Origin of the sequence: Pseudooceanicola endophyticus (assembly GCF_018760365.1) — a bacterium.
Taxonomy (GTDB): Bacteria; Pseudomonadota; Alphaproteobacteria; order Rhodobacterales; family Rhodobacteraceae; genus Pseudooceanicola; species Pseudooceanicola endophyticus.
The window spans coordinates 303,280-321,565 of the sequence record NZ_JAHIAB010000002.1 but is presented as its reverse complement, the minus strand read 5'-3'; the positions used below and the strand labels follow the sequence as shown (position 1 = coordinate 321,565).

General features: G+C 67.3%; 18 protein-coding genes. 15 read left to right on the top strand and 3 right to left on the bottom strand.

Translation table 11 applies throughout. The features are described 5' to 3' along the window. Positions 1 to 77: 77 nt before the first annotated feature. Together speB and KM176_RS05035 are read right to left on the bottom strand one after the other, a co-directional pair. Entirely contained in the window at positions 78 to 1,043 is a 966-nt protein-coding gene (gene speB, locus KM176_RS05040) for an agmatinase (protein WP_160890998.1), read from the bottom strand. Positions 1,044 to 1,047: 4 nt separating this feature from the next. Next, the gene (locus KM176_RS05035) at positions 1,048 to 2,217 is read right to left on the bottom strand and encodes a M20 aminoacylase family protein (protein ID WP_160890999.1); all 1,170 of its coding nucleotides are present in this window, start codon (positions 2,215 to 2,217) and stop codon (positions 1,048 to 1,050) included. 63 nt (positions 2,218 to 2,280) lie between these two features. On the opposite strand from KM176_RS05035, the gene mazG reads away from it, so the two are divergent. From mazG to KM176_RS05015, 4 genes are all read left to right on the top strand, one after another. After that, positions 2,281 to 3,117 (top strand): nucleoside triphosphate pyrophosphohydrolase, encoded by an 837-nt coding sequence (gene mazG, locus KM176_RS05030; RefSeq protein ID WP_160891000.1) that lies wholly within the window; start codon positions 2,281 to 2,283, stop codon positions 3,115 to 3,117. 126 nt (positions 3,118 to 3,243) lie between these two features. Continuing rightward, the gene (locus KM176_RS05025; RefSeq protein WP_160891001.1) at positions 3,244 to 4,245 is read left to right on the top strand and encodes a Fe(3+) ABC transporter substrate-binding protein; all 1,002 of its coding nucleotides are present in this window, start codon (positions 3,244 to 3,246) and stop codon (positions 4,243 to 4,245) included. Between the two features lie 192 nt (positions 4,246 to 4,437). Then, positions 4,438 to 5,376 (top strand): nucleoside hydrolase, encoded by a 939-nt coding sequence (locus KM176_RS05020; protein ID WP_160891002.1) that lies wholly within the window; start codon positions 4,438 to 4,440, stop codon positions 5,374 to 5,376. A gap of 40 nt (positions 5,377 to 5,416) precedes the next feature. Next, complete coding sequence (locus KM176_RS05015; RefSeq protein ID WP_160891003.1) at positions 5,417 to 6,838, top strand: protein adenylyltransferase SelO; 1,422 nt, start codon at positions 5,417 to 5,419, stop codon at positions 6,836 to 6,838. A gap of 24 nt (positions 6,839 to 6,862) precedes the next feature. Here KM176_RS05015 and KM176_RS05010 read toward each other — a convergent pair whose 3' ends face one another. After that, positions 6,863 to 7,534: a hypothetical protein gene (locus KM176_RS05010; RefSeq protein ID WP_202397665.1), complete on the bottom strand. Its 672-nt coding sequence runs from the start codon at positions 7,532 to 7,534 to the stop codon at positions 6,863 to 6,865. 27 nt (positions 7,535 to 7,561) lie between these two features. Here KM176_RS05010 and KM176_RS05005 point away from each other — a divergent pair, with 27 nt between their 5' ends. The 11 genes from KM176_RS05005 to KM176_RS25350 all read left to right on the top strand — a co-directional run bounded on the left by KM176_RS05005 (position 7,562) and on the right by KM176_RS25350 (position 17,639). After that, positions 7,562 to 8,269, top strand: a complete 708-nt coding sequence (locus KM176_RS05005; protein ID WP_160891004.1) for an endonuclease/exonuclease/phosphatase family protein — start codon at positions 7,562 to 7,564, stop codon at positions 8,267 to 8,269. A 54-nt stretch (positions 8,270 to 8,323) separates the two neighbouring features. Continuing rightward, a complete protein-coding gene (locus KM176_RS05000) occupies positions 8,324 to 9,562 on the top strand; it encodes a cation:proton antiporter (protein WP_160891005.1) in 1,239 nt (412 codons plus the stop codon). Further along, positions 9,559 to 10,080, top strand: a complete 522-nt coding sequence (locus KM176_RS04995; protein ID WP_160891006.1) for a DUF1697 domain-containing protein — start codon at positions 9,559 to 9,561, stop codon at positions 10,078 to 10,080. Before KM176_RS05000 ends, KM176_RS04995 begins: the two co-directional genes overlap by 4 nt. A gap of 46 nt (positions 10,081 to 10,126) precedes the next feature. Then, positions 10,127 to 11,026, top strand: a complete 900-nt coding sequence (locus KM176_RS04990; protein WP_160891007.1) for a DMT family transporter — start codon at positions 10,127 to 10,129, stop codon at positions 11,024 to 11,026. Positions 11,027 to 11,157: 131 nt separating this feature from the next. After that, complete coding sequence (locus KM176_RS04985; RefSeq protein WP_160891008.1) at positions 11,158 to 12,030, top strand: ATPase; 873 nt, start codon at positions 11,158 to 11,160, stop codon at positions 12,028 to 12,030. Positions 12,031 to 12,056: 26 nt separating this feature from the next. Continuing rightward, positions 12,057 to 13,001, top strand: coding sequence for a homoserine O-succinyltransferase (locus tag KM176_RS04980; RefSeq protein WP_160891009.1), 945 nt, complete (start codon positions 12,057 to 12,059; stop codon positions 12,999 to 13,001). Continuing rightward, positions 12,994 to 13,941, top strand: coding sequence for an alpha/beta fold hydrolase (locus tag KM176_RS04975; protein WP_160891010.1), 948 nt, complete (start codon positions 12,994 to 12,996; stop codon positions 13,939 to 13,941). The genes KM176_RS04980 and KM176_RS04975 overlap by 8 nt, the downstream gene beginning before the upstream one ends. A 112-nt stretch (positions 13,942 to 14,053) precedes the next feature. After that, the gene (gene ppk2, locus KM176_RS04970; RefSeq protein WP_160891011.1) at positions 14,054 to 14,923 is read left to right on the top strand and encodes a polyphosphate kinase 2; all 870 of its coding nucleotides are present in this window, start codon (positions 14,054 to 14,056) and stop codon (positions 14,921 to 14,923) included. A gap of 3 nt (positions 14,924 to 14,926) precedes the next feature. Then, complete coding sequence (locus tag KM176_RS04965; protein ID WP_160891012.1) at positions 14,927 to 15,547, top strand: TetR/AcrR family transcriptional regulator; 621 nt, start codon at positions 14,927 to 14,929, stop codon at positions 15,545 to 15,547. 66 nt (positions 15,548 to 15,613) lie between these two features. Then, entirely contained in the window at positions 15,614 to 17,425 is a 1,812-nt protein-coding gene (locus KM176_RS25255; RefSeq protein WP_160891013.1) for a methyl-accepting chemotaxis protein, read from the top strand. An 85-nt stretch (positions 17,426 to 17,510) separates the two neighbouring features. Further along, entirely contained in the window at positions 17,511 to 17,639 is a 129-nt protein-coding gene (locus KM176_RS25350) for a transposase (protein WP_375372104.1), read from the top strand. The last annotated feature ends 647 nt before the right edge of the window (positions 17,640 to 18,286 follow it).

The following is an 18,286-nucleotide window of genomic DNA, read 5'->3' as shown; positions in this document are numbered from 1 at the left end:
TGAAGAGCGCCCGCTCCCTGTCATCTGGCCATAAATATCCCCGCCGGAGGCGCCCCGTTTCTTCGAAAGGGATGCCCTCAGGCCTTCCGGCGCGTCCAGCACCAGAGGGCAATGATCTCCATCGCCACATGGGCGCCGGCGATGGCGGTGGCGCCTGTCGTGTCGAAAGGCGGAGAGACCTCGACCACGTCACCGCCCTTGAGGTCGATGCCCGCGATGCCGCGCAGGATCGCCGCCGCCTGGGCCGAGCTGAGGCCGCCCCAGACCGGTGTGCCGGTGCCGGGCGCAAAGGCCGGGTCCAGGCAGTCGATGTCGAAGGTCAGGTAGCACGGGCGATCCCCGACGATCTCGCGGATCTTCGCCGCCGTGGCCTTCGGGCCGACCTCGTGCACTTCGGGGGCGTCGATGATGTTCATCCCCCAGGCACTGTCATTCACCGTGCGGATGCCCACCTGGACCGAGGTCGCGGGATCGATCAGCCCCAACTTGATCGCCTTGTAGAACATCGTCCCATGATCGATCCGGGACATGTCGTCATCCTGCCAGGTGTCGCTGTGAGCATCGAAATGCACCAGCGACAGGGGCCCAAACTTCTCGGCATAGGCCTTGAGGATCGGGAAGGAGATGTAGTGATCCCCCCCCAGCACCACCGAGGCCGCGCCCTGGTCAAGGATCGAGCGGATATGGGCGGTGAGGGTTTCGGGGAACTCTGCCACCTTGGCGTAGTCGAAGGCCAAATCACCGTAATCGGCGATGGCGAATTCACCCAGCGGATCGAAGCCCCAGCCATAGGGCGGATCATAGGGCTGGAGCGTCGAGGCTTCGCGAATCGCGCGGGGGCCAAGGCGGGTGCCGGTGCGGTTGGTCACCGCCTGATCGAAGGGCACGCCGGTCACCGCCAGATCGTAGCCCGCGAGGTCCTTGGTGTAGCGACGCCGCAGGAAGCTCGGGGCGCCGCCGAAGGCGTTCTCGTAGCTGAGCCCGCGCGGATCTGTCCGCGTGAAGGCCTGATCCACCTGGGTCTTTGCATCTTCCAGAGCCATCGTCTCAGTCCTTTCCGACAGGCAGGGCGGTTTCGATCAGGCGGGCGAAGAAGCTGGCCCCCACCGGCGCGATGCGATCGTTGAAATCGTATTTCGACTGGTGGACGGCGGCGGTGTCGCCCTGGCCGATGAACAGGAAGGCGCCGGGACGCGCCTTCAGCATGAAGGAGAAATCCTCCGCCCCCATCTCGCGGCCCTGATCCCAGAGCACACGGCGTTCTCCGGCGACCTCGCGGGCGACATCGGCGGCGAAGGCGGCGCAGTCGGCATCATTGACCGTCGCGGGGTACCAGCGTTCGTAGATCAGCTCGGCCTCGACGCCGTAGGCGGCGGCCTGGCCGGCGACGATCTCCTGCAGGCGGGCCTCGACCATGTCCTGCACCGACTCCTCGTAGGTGCGCACCGTGCCGTTGATATAGGCGGTGTCGGGGACGATGTTCTCGGCGCTGCCGGTATGGATCTGGGTGATCGAGATCACCAGATCCTTCAGCGGATTGTGGTTGCGCGACGGGATCGTCTGGATCGCCGAGACCATGCCGATCACCGCCGGGATCGGATCCTTCGTCTCGTGCGGGGTGGCGGCATGGCCGCCCTTGCCGCGGACATGGATGTGGATCGTGTCGACCGCCGCCATCTGCGGCCCCGGCGTGGTCATGAAGCTGCCCTCGGGCAGGCCCGGGGCATTGTGCAGCGCATAGACCTCGGCGATGTCGAAGCGCTCCATGATCCCTTCCTCGACCATACGGCCACCGCCGCCGCCATCCTCTTCGGCGGGCTGGAAGATCAGCGCCACGCGGCCCGCGAAGTTGCGGGTCTCCGAGAGGTATTTCGCCGCCCCCAGCAGCATCGCCGTATGTCCATCATGGCCGCAGGCATGCATCCGCCCCGGCACTTCGGAGGCATAGTCGAGGCCCGTCAGCTCCTGCATGGGCAGGGCATCCATGTCGGCGCGCAACCCGATGGTGCGCCCGGGCGCGCGGCCCTCGATGATGGCGACGATGCCGGTGCGGGCAATGCCCTCGTGGATTTCCTCGATCCCGAATTCGCGCAGTTTTCCCGCCACGAAGGCGGCGGTTTCCTGACAATCGAAGCCAAGTTCGGGGTGGCTGTGGATATGGCGCCGCCAGGCCGTCATCTCTTCGGACAGGCCGGCAAGGCGGTTGATCACGGGCATGGTCTGGACTCCTTCGGACACTGCCGTCAGTTTGCAGGAAAGCTGAAACCGGGGGGCTCCGCAATGGCCGAAACCGATCACGATCCGATCCACGATGTCCCGCAGGGTATGCCGCAACTGCTGGCGATCCTGCAACGGCTGCGCGATCCTGTCACAGGGTGCCCCTGGGACATCGAGCAGGACTTTGCCTCGATTGCGCCCTACACGATCGAGGAGGCCCACGAGGTCGCCGACGCGATCGAGCGGCAGGCCTGGGACGAGCTGGAGAGCGAGCTGGGCGACCTGCTGCTGCAGGTGGTCTTCCATTCCCAGATGGCGCAGGAACAGGGGCTGTTCAGCTTCGAGAGCGTGGCGCGGCGGGTCTCCCAGAAGATGATCCACCGCCACCCCCATGTCTTCGGGGACGAGAGCCGCGACAAGAGCGCGGCGCAGCAGACCGTCGACTGGGAGAAGATCAAGGCGGCCGAGCGCGCCGGCAAGGCCGAGACGCGGACCCTGGACGGCGTCGCAAAGGCGCTGCCGGCGCTGATGCGCGCGGTCAAGCTGCAGAATCGCGCGGCGCGTGTGGGCTTCGACTGGCCCGGCGCGGCCGAGGTGCTGGACAAGATCCACGAGGAGGCCGGCGAACTGGTCGAGGCGCGGGACAGCCTGACCCAGGCCGAAGTCGAGGAGGAATTCGGCGACCTGTTATTCGTCATGGCCAACCTCGGGCGGCACCTGAAGGTTGATCCGGAGGTCGCGCTGCGCGCCGCAAACGCCAAGTTCACACGCCGTTTCAATGCCGTAGAGGACGCTCTTGAAGCGATGGGTAAACGTCCGACGGAAAGTGATCTGGCCGAGATGGACGCGCTCTGGGACGAGGTGAAGCGACAGGAGAAATCCGCCCGCGCCGCCGAATAGAAGGCGACAGGGACCGCGCCACGGGCCGTCCGTCATATCCGAGAGATTCAATCAGGCATTGACGGGCACCCTACCCTCTGGTTGAACATCTGCGATCACGTTTTCGTCAGTATCGGGAGGTTCACCATGAAAACCGCAGTTCTTGCCCTGCCCCTTGCCTTGTCGGGCCTGCCCGCGCTGGCCGAGGAGGTGAACCTCTATTCCTACCGCCAGCCCGAGCTGATCGCCCCGCTGGTCGAGGCCTTCACCGCCCAGAGCGGCATCGAGGTCAACGTGGCCTACCTGAGCGAGGGCATGGTCGAGCGGCTGAAGGCCGAGGGGCAGCGCTCTCCGGCGGATCTGGTGCTGACGGTGGATGCCGCGCGGCTGAAGGCCGTGGTGGATGCGGGCGTGACCCAGGCGGTGGACAGCGAGGTGCTGCGTGCCGCCGTGCCGGAGGGCTTCCGCGATCCCGAGGGGCACTGGTGGGGCCTGACCAGCCGCGCCCGCATCGTCTATGCCAGCCGCGAAAGGGTCGAGGATGGTGCGGTGACCACCTACGAGGACCTGGCCTCGGAGGCCTGGAAGGGCCGGATCTGCACCCGCTCGGGGATGCATCCCTACAATATCGCCCTGACCGCTGCCTACCTGGCCCATCATGGCGAGGCCGAGACGAAGACCTGGCTGGAGACGCTGCGCGGCAACCTGGCCCGCAAGCCCCAGGGCAACGACCGGGCGCAGGTGCGCGCGATCTGGGCCGGCGAATGCGACATCGCCATCGGCAACACCTATTACATGGGCAAGATGCTGGAAGACCCCGAGCAGAAGGCCTGGGCTGAAAGCGTGCGCATCCTGTTCCCCACCTTCGAGGGCGGCGGGGCACATGTGAACATCTCGGGCGTGGCGATGACCCGGGCGGCGCCGAACCGCGACAATGCCCTGGCCTTCATGGAATTCCTGGTCTCGCCCGAGGCCCAGGCGATCTATGCCGAGGCGAATTATGAATATCCCGTCAGCCCCGAGGCCGAACCTTCGGAGCTGGTGGCCAGCTGGGGCCGCTTCACCCCCGATGACGTCGACCTGATGGCGCTGGCCCGGCTGCGCCCCGAGGCGCTGCGGCTGATGGAAGAGGTCGATTTCGACGGCTGAGCCGGCGCCTTGCGGAGCGGTCGTGCGGGGGGCTCTGCCCCCGGCGCGGCAAACCGCGCCTCCCCCGGGATATTTTTAGCCAGATGACGGGGAGCGCGGCGCTTGCCGTTGCGGGAGGCATGGACAGGATCGCAGGGCAGCGGCAGGCTTTTGACCAAGTGATCAAACTGGTCAGGACAAGGAGACCGCCCCGTGGCGCGCAAGATCATCATCGACACCGACCCCGGGCAGGACGACGCCATCGCCATCCTGCTGGCCCTGGCGAGCCCCGCCGAAATCGACGTGCTGGGCATCACCGCCGTGGCCGGCAACGTGCCGCTGGAACTGACCCGGCGCAATGTGCGGGTGGTCTGCGAAGTCGCCGGGCGCCGCGATGTGAAGGTCTTTGCCGGCTGCGAGGCGCCGATGCGCCGCCCGCTGGTCACGGCAGAACATGTCCACGGGGCCACCGGCCTGGACGGCGCGGACCTGCCCGAGCCGACCATGGAACTGCAGCCGCAACATGGTGTCGATTTCATCATCGAAACGTTGCGGGCAGAGCCCGAGGGAACGGTGACGCTCTGCCCGCTGGGACCGTTGACCAATATCGGGACGGCCTTCGAAAGGGCGCCGGACATCATTTCCAGGGTCCGGGAAATCGTGCTGATGGGGGGCGCCTATTTCGAGGTGGGCAATATCACTCCGGCAGCCGAATTCAATATCTATGTTGACCCGGAAGCGGCGGAAATCGTGTTCAAATCTGGGGTGCCGATCACGGTCATGCCGCTGGACGTGACGCACAAGGTGCTGACCACCAAGGCACGCTGCGCGGTGTTCTCGGATCTGGGGACCCCGGTCGGCAACGCCGTGGCCGGCTGGCTGGATTTCTTCGAACGTTTCGACGTGGCGAAATACGGCTCCGAGGGCGGGCCGCTGCATGATCCCTGCGTGATCGCCTATCTGCTGAAGCCCGAGCTGTTCTCGGGGCGCTTCATCAATGTCGAGATCGAGACCCGTTCCGAGCTGACGCTGGGCATGACGGTGGCGGACTGGTGGGGCGTCTCCGGACGGGCGCCCAATGCGACCTTCATGGGCGATGTCGATGCCGATGGCTTCTTTGCCCTGCTGAGCGAACGGATCGCCACGCTCTGAGGCTCTGGCAATCGGGGCCGGGCGGGCTTAGCTTGGGCGCATGACCCTTTCCATGCGCTTCGACAATTCCTATGCCGCCCTGCCCGAGGGCTTTTTCGTCCGCCAGGCGCCGCGCCCGGCGGGCGCCCCCTCCCTGCTGGCGTTCAACCGCCGCCTGGCCGAAGACCTGGGGATCGCAGCGCCGGAGGATCCCGGCGCGCTGGCGCAGGTGTTTTCCGGCAATGCCCTGCCCGAGGGCGCCGCCCCGCTGGCCATGGCCTATGCCGGGCACCAGTTCGGCGGGTTTTCCCCGCAGCTGGGCGACGGACGGGCCCTGCTGATCGGAGAGGTGGTGGCGCCGGATGGCAGCCGCTGGGACCTGCAGCTGAAGGGATCGGGACGCACGCCGTTTTCACGCGGTGGCGACGGTCTGGCGGCGATGGGGCCGGTGCTGCGCGAATACCTGGTGTCCGAGGCGATGGCGGCACTTGGCGTGCCGACCTCGCGCGCGCTGGCGGCCGTGGCCACCGGCGATCCGGTGATGCGCGAAACCGTGCTGCCGGGCGCGGTGCTGACGCGGGTCGCGCGATCACACCTCAGGGTCGGGACCTTCGAATTCTTCGCGGCGCGGGGCGACAAGGCGCGGATGCGGCTGCTGCTGGACCATGCCATCGCCCGCCATGACCCGGATGCCGACAGCCCGCAAAGCTTCCTCAGGGGCGTCATCGCGCGGCAGGCCGCGCTGGTGGCACAATGGATGTCGCTGGGTTTCATCCATGGGGTGATGAACACCGACAACTGCACCATCTCGGGCGACACGATCGATTACGGCCCCTGTGCCTTCATGGATCGCTACCACCCGGCGACGGTCTTTTCCTCGATCGACCGGCAGGGGCGCTATGCCTATGACAACCAGCGCCACATCATCGCCTGGAACATGGCGCAGCTGGCCTCGGCACTGCTGCTGCTGGAGGACGATCCCGAGGCGATGGTCGCCCCCTATACCGAGGAGGTGAACGCCATGCCCGCCCTGATCGGCGCCGAGATCCTGCGCCGTTTCGGCCAGAAGATCGGGCTGGCGGCGGCTTCGGAGACGGACCGCCCGATGATCGAGGCGCTGCTGGGGCTGATGCAGGACCAGGGGGCGGATTTCACCAACACCTTCCGCGGGCTGGGGGATGGCACCGCAGCCGATCAGTTCACCGACCCCGCGCCCTTCCGTGAGTGGGAGGCCGGCTGGCGGGCACGCCTTTCTCAGGAAGCCGATCCGCAGGCGCTGATGGCCCGGGTGAATCCGGTGATCATCCCGCGCAACCACCGCGTCGAAGAGGCCCTTGCGGCGGCGCTGACCGGGGACATGGGCCCCTTCGAACGCCTGCACGCAGCGCTCTCCGATCCCTTTGATCCGGCGTTGAAGGACAGCCCCTACACCCGGCCTCCGCTGCCGGATGAAGAGGTTGCCGCAACTTTCTGCGGGACCTGAAGAACGGGCCACAAGCCTTTTGGATCATTTACGAAACTTCTCTCCCAGCCGGCTGTCCTTCAGCCGGTTGAACAGCCGGGGATTGCGCTCGACAAACTGGTTGATCATGCCCGCCAGGCCGCCCCTCTCCTGGCCTTTCAGATAGGCATAGCCCGCCGAGGCCCCGAGGATCGCGCCGACATGGTCGACGATCAGGTCGCCCATCGTGTCGATCAGACCGGACTTCTGCATGTTGGTGCCGAAGGCCTGGTCCATCGAGAATTCGAACACTTCCCAGGTGGCGCCGATGGAGACCGCGAAGCAATAGGCGAAGAAGGCCATGGCCAGGGGCGGTGCCGCGTAGCGGTCACCCTGGAACATCATCAGGATCAGCACCACGCCGATCATGCCGAAGCCCACCGCAGAGCCGCCGTGCATCACGATGTCCCACCACCAGTAACGATTATAGAAATCGAAGACTTCTCCGAGGAAGATCGTGCCCCATATGAAAAGGACAATCGCCGTGAAGAAGCCCGGAGGAATCCGGATCGACACCCGGCGGGCCACCAGGAGGGGTGCCATGGACAGCACCAGCGTCGCCAGCGCGACAAAGGCCAGCGGCCAGCGCCCCAGGACGAGCGCCTCGACCATGGAAAACAGCAGGGACAGCCAGATCAGGCGCGTCACCAGGGTTTGTTCGCGAAACAGGTGGCGCATCTCTTTCCTCCCTGCCAGACCTCAAGCATGACATCACCTATCCTTCGCATCGCAACATACAACCTGCAAAAATGCGTGGGCCTGGACCTGCGCCGGAATCCGCGCCGCTGCCTGGAGGTGCTGGAACAGACCGGCGCCGCCATCGCCGTGTTGCAGGAAGCCGACAAGCGCCTGCCGCCCCGGCCCGCCGCCCTGCCCCATGACATGATCGAACGCGAGGGCTGGCAGGTGCTGCCCTTCGGCCAGCCGGGCGGATCGCTGGGCTGGCACGGCAATGCGATGATCGTGCGTCCCGGCATCACCTGCCGGCAGACCCGCAAGCTGGACCTGCCGGGGCTGGAGCCGCGCGGCGCCATCATTGCCGACCTGGACACGCCGATCGGGCCGTTGCGGCTGATGGGGGTGCACCTGGGGCTGATCGGGCGGTCCCGGCGCCAGCAATGCGCCGCGCTGCGCCGCGCGGTCGAACCGCTGGAGCCGCTGCCGCTGGTGATCGCGGGCGATTTCAACGAATGGGGTTCGGGGGCGGATCTGGATGCGGAACTGGGCTTCATCGACCTGCTGCCCTCGCCGCCCAGCTACCCGGCGCTGCGTCCGGTCGGGCCGCTTGACCGCTTTGGCATCTCGGGCGGGTTGCAGGCCGGTCCGGTGCGCCCGCACAGGGTGCAGCCGGCGCGGATTGCCTCGGATCATTTGCCGCTGACGGTGGACCTTTCGGCACGCGGGGTTCAATAATTCGGGGACTGCCGGCGCATTCCGGCCCTGTTTCCCAATGCAACCGATCCTCCCATGTCCCTCGTCCAGATCGCCTCGCTGCTGATCGTGCTGGCTGCCGTCTTCGGCACGATCAACTACCTCTTTTTCCGCCTGCCCGCCTCCATCGGCATTCTGCTGGGGGCGTTGCTGACCTCGGTCGGCATGATGATCTTCGACGCCTTCTTCCCCGGTTTCGGACTGGCCGACAGGATGCGCCAGGTCGTCTCGGGCCTCGATTTCTCGGAGGCGCTGATGGAGGGGATGCTGGGCCTGCTGCTGTTCGCCGGCGCCCTGCACGTCAAGGTGGCGGACCTGCGCAGCCAGTGGAAGATGGTGCTGCTGATGGCGACCCTTGGGGTGGCGCTGTCGACCGCCGTGGTGGGCTATGCCTTCTCCTGGGTGACGGGGCTTCCGGTGGCGGTGGCGCTGGTCTTCGGCGCGCTGATCTCTCCGACCGATCCGGTCGCGGTGCTGGGCATCCTTCAGGCCGCCAAGCTGCGCAAATCGCTGGAGACCCGCATCGCCGGAGAGAGCCTTTTCAACGATGGCGTGGGCTACGTGGTCTACCTGCTGCTGGTCTCCATCGCCTTTCCCGACGGCACGGCCGAGGGCCACGGCACCAGCCTGTCGCAGGTGGTCGTGCTTTTCGCGCGCGAGGCCGGCGGCGGGCTGATCGCGGGGGTCGTGCTGGGCTACCTGGTGTTCCGCGTCATGCGCCACATCGACGAACCCGCGCTTGAGGTGCTGATCACCCTGGCGCTGGCCTTCGGCGGCTACGAGCTTGCCTCCGCGCTTGGCCTTTCGGCGCCGATCATGGCGGTCAGCGCGGGGCTGCTGATCGGCGACATCGGCGCCCGCAAGGGCATGTCGGAACGCACCTGGAAATATGTCGAGGCCTTCTGGTCCATGATCGACGAGATCCTGAACGCCGTCCTCTTCATGCTGATCGGCTTCGAGGTCTTCGCGGTGGCCTTCAAGACGAACTACCTGATCGCCGCCGTCATCGCGATCGGGCTGTCGCTGGTGGCGCGGCTGATCTCGGTCGCGGTGCCGATCCTGCTGCTGCGCCAGCGGGTCGATTTCGGCAACGGCACGATCCCGATCATGACCTGGGGCGGGCTGAAGGGCGGCATCTCGGTCGCGCTGGCCCTGTCGCTGCCCGACAGCGAGGCGAAACCGATGATCCTGGCGGCGACCTACTGCGTGGTCGTCTTCTCGATCCTGGTGCAGGGGCTGACGGTGGGCAGGCTGGCCCAGAAGGTGGGCCAGTGAACCACTGGCTGGTCCTGCTGCGCGCCGTCAACGTCGGCGGCACCGGCAAGCTGCCCATGGCCGCCCTGCGCGCCGCGCTTGAGGACAGCGGCGCGGGCGATGTCCGCACCCTGATCCAGAGCGGCAATGTCGCACTGCACCTGCCCGAAACCGATCCCGACGCCGTCTGCACCCGGATCGGCGAGCTGATCGCGGCGCGCTTCGGCTTCCGTCCCGCCGCCGTGGCGCTGCGCCCCGAGGCCCTTTCCGCCGCGCTTGCGGCCCAGCCCTTCGACGGCGATCCCGCGCGGCTGCACCTGGGTTTCTGGTCCGGCGACGCGCCCTTGCCCGACCTGGCCGCACTTGCGCCCTGGTGCACCGCCGCAGAGCAGCTGGCGCCGGGGCGGGGCTGTTTCTACCTCTCGGCACCGAACGGGCTGGGACGCTCGAAACTGTCGCCCCGGATCGAGCCCGCGCTGAAACGCCCGGTGACGATGCGCAACGTCACGACGCTGCGGCGCGTCCTCGCACAGGCATGAGCCTTGCCAGATGGTCCGCGGCCCGCCACAAGGCTTGACGGATCAAATGAAAGGCCCCTCCGTGACCCAGACCCGGGATGTCTTCCGCGCCGTGCTCTGGATGAGCGGGGCCATCGTCTCCTTCCTTGCCATGGCCATCGCCGGTCGCAGCCTCGGCGCCACCTTCGACACGTTCGAGATCATGACCTGGCGCAGCCTGACCGGGCTGGCGATCATGGTGCTGGTGATCACCCTGCGCGGCCGCTGGCGCGACATCTCGCCCCGCCACATGGGGCTGCACCTGGGCCGGAACCTCGCGCATTTCACCGCCCAGAACCTGTGGTTCTACGCCATCACGGTGATCCCGCTGGCGCAGGTCTTCGCGCTGGAATTCACCTCTCCGCTCTGGGTGCTGCTGCTCTCGCCGCTGCTGCTGGGCGAGCGGATCACCCGCACCCGCGCGTTCTCGGCCCTGCTGGGCTTTGTCGGGATCCTGATCGTTACCCGCCCCGGTTCGCAGCCACTGTCGCCGGGGGTGATCGCGGCAGGCATCGCGGCGGTGGGCTTTGCCCTGACCTTCCTGACCACGAAACGGCTGACCCGCACGGTGCCGACGCTTTGCATATTGTTCTGGATGACCGCTTTGCAAACCGTCTTCGGCCTGATCTGCGCGGGCTACGATGGCCAGGTCACCCTGCCCGGCGCCGCCACCCTGCCGCTGCTGATCCTGGTCGGGGTCGCCGGCCTCGCCGCGCATTTCTGCGTCACCTCGGCGCTCAGCTTTGCCCCGGCGACGCTGGTGGTGCCCATCGACTTCACCCGCCTGCCGCTGGCCGCCATCCTCGGCGCGCTGGTGCTGGGCGACCCGTTCGACCCAATCGTGCTGCTGGGCGCGGCGGTGATCTTTGCGGGCAACTACCTCAATATCTGGGCGGAAACCCGGGCCCCGGCATCCGGCGCCCGCTAGGACGGCAGCGGCGCCACGCCACGGCCCCGCGCGCAGCGCCGGGGTTTGACCCTTCCCGCGCCTTCGCCTAGGCATGCCGGGACACAATCGCCCCGGCTCACCGGCCCGGGCAACGGAAGGGCCCGGAACTCATGCTTTACCAATCGGCGCAGGACTGGCGGGATGCCCCGCAGAAAAGCATTCTGCTTTTCGGGATGTCGGGGCTGGGCAAGACCCATGTCTCGAACCTGCTGCGCGACGCGGGCGACTGGTTCCACTACTCGGTCGATTACCGCATCGGCACGCGCTACATGGGCGAGCACATTGCCGACAATGCCAAGCGTCATGCCATGCAGGTCCCCTTCCTGCGGGAACTGCTGATGTCGGACTCGATCTACATCGGCTCCAACATCACCTTCAACAACCTGGCGCCGCTTTCGACCTACCTGGGCAAGCCCGGCGACCCCTCGAAGGGCGGGCTGGCCTTCGAGGAATACATGATCCGCCAGGACCAGCACCGCCAGGCCGAGATCGCCTCGCTGCTGGACACGCCGCGCTTCGTGCGCCGCGCCAAGGACCTCTACGGCTACCCGCATTTCGTCTGCGACAGCGGCGGTTCGATCTGCGAGGTGGTCGACCCCGACAACCCCGAGGACGAGATCCTGACCGCGCTGTCCGACAGCGCCCTGCTGGTCTGGATCAAGGGCGACGAGGCACATACGGAAGAATTGATCCGTCGCTTTGACCGGGCGCCGAAACCGATGTATTACGAACCTTCCTTCCTGCGGCAGGCCTGGGCGGAATATCTGGAGACGTTCGAGCGCACTCCCGAGACCGTCGACCCGGATGCCTTCGTCCGCTGGACCTACGCCCGCGCCCTGGCCCACCGCCAGCCGCGCTATGCGGCCATGGCGCGCCGCGGCGTGACGGTCCTTGCGGACGAGGTCGCTGCCGTCCGCTCTGCCGCGGATTTCAATGAGCTGATCGCGACCGCCCTTGCGCGCCGCGGTCACGACGCTACCTAGGTTCTTCCAGAAGCCCGAGTTCAGACATGCCGATCAAGATCCCCTCCGACCTGCCCGCCTACGACGTCCTGACCCGAGAGGGCGTCATGGTCATGTCCGAGGATCAGGCCGCCCGCCAGGATATCCGCCCGCTGCGCATCGGCCTGCTGAACCTGATGCCGAAGAAGATCCAGACCGAGAACCAGTTCGCCCGGCTGATCGGCGCGACGCCCCTGCAGATCGACCTGTCGCTGATCCGCATGAGCGAGCATCAGACCAGGAACACCGCCGCCGACCACATGGAAAGCTTCTACCGTCCCTTCCAGGAGGTGAAGGCCAGCGGCGAGAAGTTCGACGGGCTGATCATCACCGGCGCCCCGATAGAGCACCTGCCCTTCGAGGCCGTGACCTACTGGGACGAGCTGTGCGAGATCTTCGAATGGACCCAGAGCCATGTCTTCTCGACCTTCGGGGTGTGCTGGGGCGGCATGGCGATGATCAACTACTTCAACGGCGTGCCCAAGCACCTGCTGCCGCAAAAGTACTTCGGCTGCTATCCGCAGACCAACATGGCGCCGGCCTCGCCGTTCCTGCGCGGCTTCTCGGATGCCTGCACGGTGCCGGTGTCGCGCTGGACCGAGGTGCGCCAGTCCGACATCGAGGCTGCCGGCGGTGGTCTTAAGACCCTGCTGGGCAATCCCGACACCGGCCCTTGCCTGGTCGAGGATCCCGCGCATAACGCGCTCTATGTCTTCAATCATTTCGAATACGACAGCGATACGCTGAAGCAGGAATATGACCGCGATGTCGCCGGGGGCACGCCGATCAGCGTGCCGCTGAACTACTATCCCGACGATGATCCCGCGAAGACGCCGCTGAACCGCTGGCGCAGCCATGCCCACCTGCTTTACGGCAACTGGGTGAACTACATCTACCAGGAAACCCCCTACGACCTGATGGCGATCGGGCGCAAGGAAGCCGTGGTTGGCTGACCTCTGGGCGGTCCTGATCGTCCTGCTGGCGACCGGCGCCGGGCTGACGGCCTGGCGCGGTGCCCGCCTTGAAGCCCGCGCCCGGGCCGAACACCCGCCCGAGGGGCGGCTGATCTCGGTCGGGGGGCACCGGGTCCATGCGGTGCAGATGGGCCGGGGCCGCGACGTGGTCCTGATCCACGGCGCCTCCGGCAACACCCGCGACTATACCTTCCGCCTCGCTCCCGAGCTGGCGAAACGCTACCGGGTGACGGTCTTCGACCGCCCCGGCATGGGCTACAGCGCCCGGATCGGACAGGGCGGCGCCAGCATCGCCGAACAGGCCGACCACCTGGCCGAGGCCGCGCGGCTGCTGGGCCTGCACCGCCCCGTCATCGTCGGACACAGCTACGGCGGCGCCGTGGCGATGGCCTGGGCGCTGCGCCAGGCCGGCGATGCCTCGGCCATCGTGTCGGTGGCGGGGGCCACTCATCCCTGGCGCGGGCGGCTCGATGCCTTCCACGCCCGGCTGTCCATGCCGCTGCTGGGCCCGGCGCTGGCCCATCTGATCCGCGCCTGGGTGCCAGAATCCTATGTCCGCGCCCAGATGGAGGGCGTTTTCGCGCCGCAGGAGGCGCCCGACGGCTATGGGGATCACATCGGCCTGGGGCTGATCCTGCGCCCCCGCGCCTTCGTCGAGAACGCTCGCCAGCGCACCCGCCTGCGCGCTGAACTGGCGGCGCAGAGCCCGCTCTATCCGCAGATCACCCTGCCCGTCGAGGTGGTGCACGGCACTGCCGACACCACGGTCGGCCTGTCGATCCATTCCGCCCGCCTGGCCGCCGAGATCCCCGGCACCACCCTGACGCCGCTGCCCGGCATCGGCCACATGCCCCATCATGCCGCCCGCGCCCGGGTGATCGCCGCCATCGACCGCGCCGCCCTGCGCGCGCCCCTCTGAACGTGGAAATTCCCCCGGTTTTCCGGGCCTTTCCGCCGCGTGCCCTTCCCCGTTAAAGCTTTTCACATTACATCTTCCGCACGCGCGACACTCACCGCGAAAGGAAGACCCCGTGGACCTGCCCTTCAATGGCGCCATCAGCGAATACTACCGCAACGACGCCCCCCGCGCGGTGCGCGAGGCGATCAAGCGCGCCGAGCCCGGCGACATTCTGGACCGCGGCTATCCCTATCTGGAACGGCTGGCGCGCAAACCCTACGAGGCCGAGCTGGAGGCGCTTCAGGTCGAGCTGCTGAAGATGCAGGCCTGGGTCCAGACCTCGGGCGCGCGGGTCGTCTGCCTGTTCGAGGGGCGCGATGCCGCCGGCAAGGGCGGCACGATCAAGCGTTTCCACGAATACATGAACCCCCGCGGCATCCATGTCGTCGCCCTGCCCGCCCCCCATGAGCGCGAGCGCGGCCAGTGGTACTTCCAGCGCTACATCAAGCACCTGCCCACCGCCGGAGAGATCAGCCTGTTCGACCGTTCCTGGTACAATCGCGCCGTGGTGGAACATGTCTTCGGCTTCTGCACCCCCGAGCAGCGCCGGCATTTCTTCCTGCAGGTGCCGGATTTCGAACGGATGCTGGTCGAGGACGGCGTGCACCTGTTCAAGTTCTGGCTGAACGTCGGACGCGCCGAGCAGCTGAAACGCTTCCTGGACCGGGAACGTGACCCCCTGAAGCAATGGAAGCTGAGCGAGATCGACGTGCAGGGCCTGTCCCGCTGGGACAGCTATTCCGACGCGATCCGCGAGACGCTGGACCATACCCATACCGATCACGCCCCCTGGACGGTGGTGCGCAGTGACGACAAGCGCCGCGCCCGGCTGGCCGCCATGCGCACGGTGCTGAACGCGCTGGATTACACCGACAAGGACGCCCGGCTGGTCGGACGCCCCGATCCCCTGATCTGCGGCGGCCCCGGGATCTGGGACGCCTGAACGATGCCGAAGAAACGCGGATATCACCACGGCAACCTGCGTCAGGCGCTGGTCGAGGCCGCCCTTGCCCTGATCGAGGAGAAGGGCCCGACCGGCTTCACCCTGTCGGAGGCCGCCAAGCAGGCCGGTGTCACCCCCGCCGCCGTCTATCGCCATTTCGAGGGCCGCGAAGACCTGATCGCCGAGGCCGCCCGCCAGGGCTACGAGATCTTCGCCGACGTGATCGACTATGCCTACCAGACCGGCCAGCCCTCGGCTCTGGCCGCCTTCGAGGCGACGGGGCGCGCCTACCTGGCCTTCGCCCGCAAGTATCCCGGCCACTACATCTCGATGTTCGAGAGCGGGATTTCCGTCAACCGCACCCCCGAGCTGGCCGCCGTCGCCGCCCGCGCCCGCGAGGTGCTGGAGCGTGCCGCGCGCGACCTCTCGCGTCACATTCCCGAGGATAAGCGCCCTCCGGCCTCGATGTTCTCGGCGCATATCTGGGCGATGTGCCACGGTGTCGTGGAGCTTTTCGCGCGCAATTCGCCCGGATCGCAAAGCCCCTACAACCCCGAGGACCTGCTGGAAAGCGGCATCGGGATCTACCTGCGCGGCCTCGGCCTGATCGAAGCGGACCGCTGAGGGGTTAAGCGCCGGGAAAGGCGAATCTGTCACTCCGGAGGGGATGATCCTGCGCCGGGGCCTGCCGTGACGACGACGACCGACGAAATCCTTTCTGCCGGGGCCACCGGCCCGGGGCCAGAGCCGCAGGGCACGTCGCCCCTTGGCCCGCGCTTCCTTCGGCAGCGCCGGCAGGTGGCCCGGGCGCTTGGCCTTGCGGGGATGGCTCTCCCCCTGCTGGTGGCTGCCGCCGCCTGGTTTGCCGACAACGGCACCCTGCCCTGGGTCCTGCCCGCAACGCTTCTGGCGGCCCTCGGCGCCGTGCTTGCGGCCCGCCGGGACAGCCGCGCGGGGCATGTCACCCTGGCGCTGGCGCTGGTCGCCCAGTGCATCCTGCTGAATGCCGCCCTCAAGGGGCAGCCCGTGCAATCCGACAGCCACGTTCTGTACTTCATCGCCCTGGCGGCGATCTCCATGCTGTCCTCGCGCACAGCGCTGGCCGGGGCCGGCGCGCTGATCCTGGCCCATCACCTGCTGCTCGGCCTGCTGTTTCCAAGGCTGGTCTTCCTGGACAGCGGGCTCTCTCATGTGCTGTTCCAGCTTGGCGCCCTGGCGCTGACCGGCGGGCTGCTGACCCTCATGATCTCGGCCCGGCGGACCCAGACGCTGTTTTCCGAGCGCCGCCACGGGCAGCTGGAGGCCGCGATGGAAAAGGCCCGCATTGCCCTGGCCCAGGCCGACAGCCGCCAGCGCGAGGCGGAAGAGGCTATGACCCTGACCGAGGAGGCCATTGCCTCGGCCACCCGCGCCCGCAGCGAGGCGGAGGATGCGCTGCGCCGCTCGGAGGAAAATGCCGCCGCCCTGCGCCAGGCCGAGGCCGAGGTCGCCGCCACCCAGGCCCGTCACCGCGCCGGGGTCGAGGCCGTGATCGCCCTGCTGCGCGAGCGGTTGGCGGCGCTGGCCGGGGGCGATCTGACCACCCGCATCGACCAGCCCCTGCCAAGCGAGTTCGACGGGCTCTCCGAAAGCTTCAACGCCGGGGTCGCGCGGCTGGAAGAGGCGATGACGGTGGTTCAGGCCGAGGTCGTCTCGATCCGCAACCAGTCGCGCGAGATCCGCGATGCCGCCGAGGATCTGGGCCGGCGCACCGAAAAGCAGGTCGCAACCCTGTCGGACGCGGCGGCGACGCTGCAACAGCTGACCACGCTGATCGAGGAAATCGCCCGCGACACAGCGGCTGCCCGCACCGCCACCGAGGACAGCCGCAATCAGGCCGGATCGGGCAACCAGCTCATGGAAACGACGGTGTCGGCGATGGACCAGATCGAGGGATCCTCTTCGGAAATCCGCAAGATCATCACGGTGATCGACGACATCGCCTTCCAGACCAACCTGCTGGCGCTGAATGCCGGGGTCGAGGCCGCGCGCGCCGGCGAGGCCGGGCGCGGCTTTGCCGTGGTCGCCAACGAGGTGCGGGCCCTGGCGCAGCGCAGCTCCAACGCCGCCAAGGAGATCGACGGGCTGATCAACACCTCGGCCTCGCATGTCCATCGCGGTGTCGATCTGGTAAAGACCACCGGCACGGCGCTTTCCGGAATCCGCACCGCGGTCGAACGGACGGTGGAACGGATGCAGGCCGTGTCGGAGGCCACTGCGGACCAATCCCGCGGCCTGCGCGAAGTCAGCACCGCCATTACCGAACTGGAGGCCTTCACCCAGTCCAATGCCGCGATCTTCGAGGAAACCCTGTCGTCCAATGCCGTCCTGTCTGAGACGGCCAACACCCTGGCTGCACGGGTCGGAGAGTTCCGCATCACCGGCGGGGTCGATCTGAGCGATCGCCGCATCGCAAACAACCGGGCAGGACGAGAGGCGCAACCGGACCGGCGCCGGGCCTGACCTTCCGGCCTCTGGCCGAATAGCCCCGCCGAATAGCCCCGTGTCTCGTGGACGCCCTCTAAGCCAATTTTGAGGCAAGGAGGCCATGACGAGCCGCACCAAGTTCCACGACGATTTCAAGAGAGACGCCGTCTCTCAGATCATGGAGAGGCGTTCCCCGATCAGGGAGGTGGCTGGGCGTCTGGACAAGAGCCATCAAGCGCTCTGCGCCTGAAGAAGACGTTCGCGAAGGCATCATCTGGTGACGCCGGGAAAGAGGCCCGGATCCGTCGGCTCAAGCGCGCGCTTCTGAGAGTGGCGGAGGAGCGGGATACCGTAAACTGTGAGGATCAGCAGGGAGACTGTGTGCCAGACAAAGGCGCCCGCGTATTTCGCCAGCAATGCCCCCTCTTGGCAGATTGCCGTCACATGTGCCTGCCGGGCAGCACGTGAGATGCGCCTTCGGGACCGGGCATCAGGCCACCGACCGAACACGCGAAGAAGCCGGGCAGGATATGTTCGACTGCATGGAGATGTTCGACACCCCGAAGCCCAAGCACGCCCGAAACGGAATGCTGTCGCCCGTCGATTTCAAGCGGAGACTGCGACACGATTGCGCCCAAGAAACGGGGGCATTCAATGGGAACAGCCGGTCGCACAGTGGCGGGTCGGTTCCGACATGCGACGGTCGAGCTGTCGCGGCAATACGCCGTTCCGATGGGGTCGGCCCCGGACCCCGGGAAGGCACCGCGCGATCCCCCGGCCCCTGACGCTGGCCGTGGCTGTCCTGCACGATCCGGATCCTGTCCACTGCCCGCAATGGCGCCGGCGCGCACCATCGCCGGCGGCCAGGATCCCGATCTTCGGGGTGACCTCCGGATC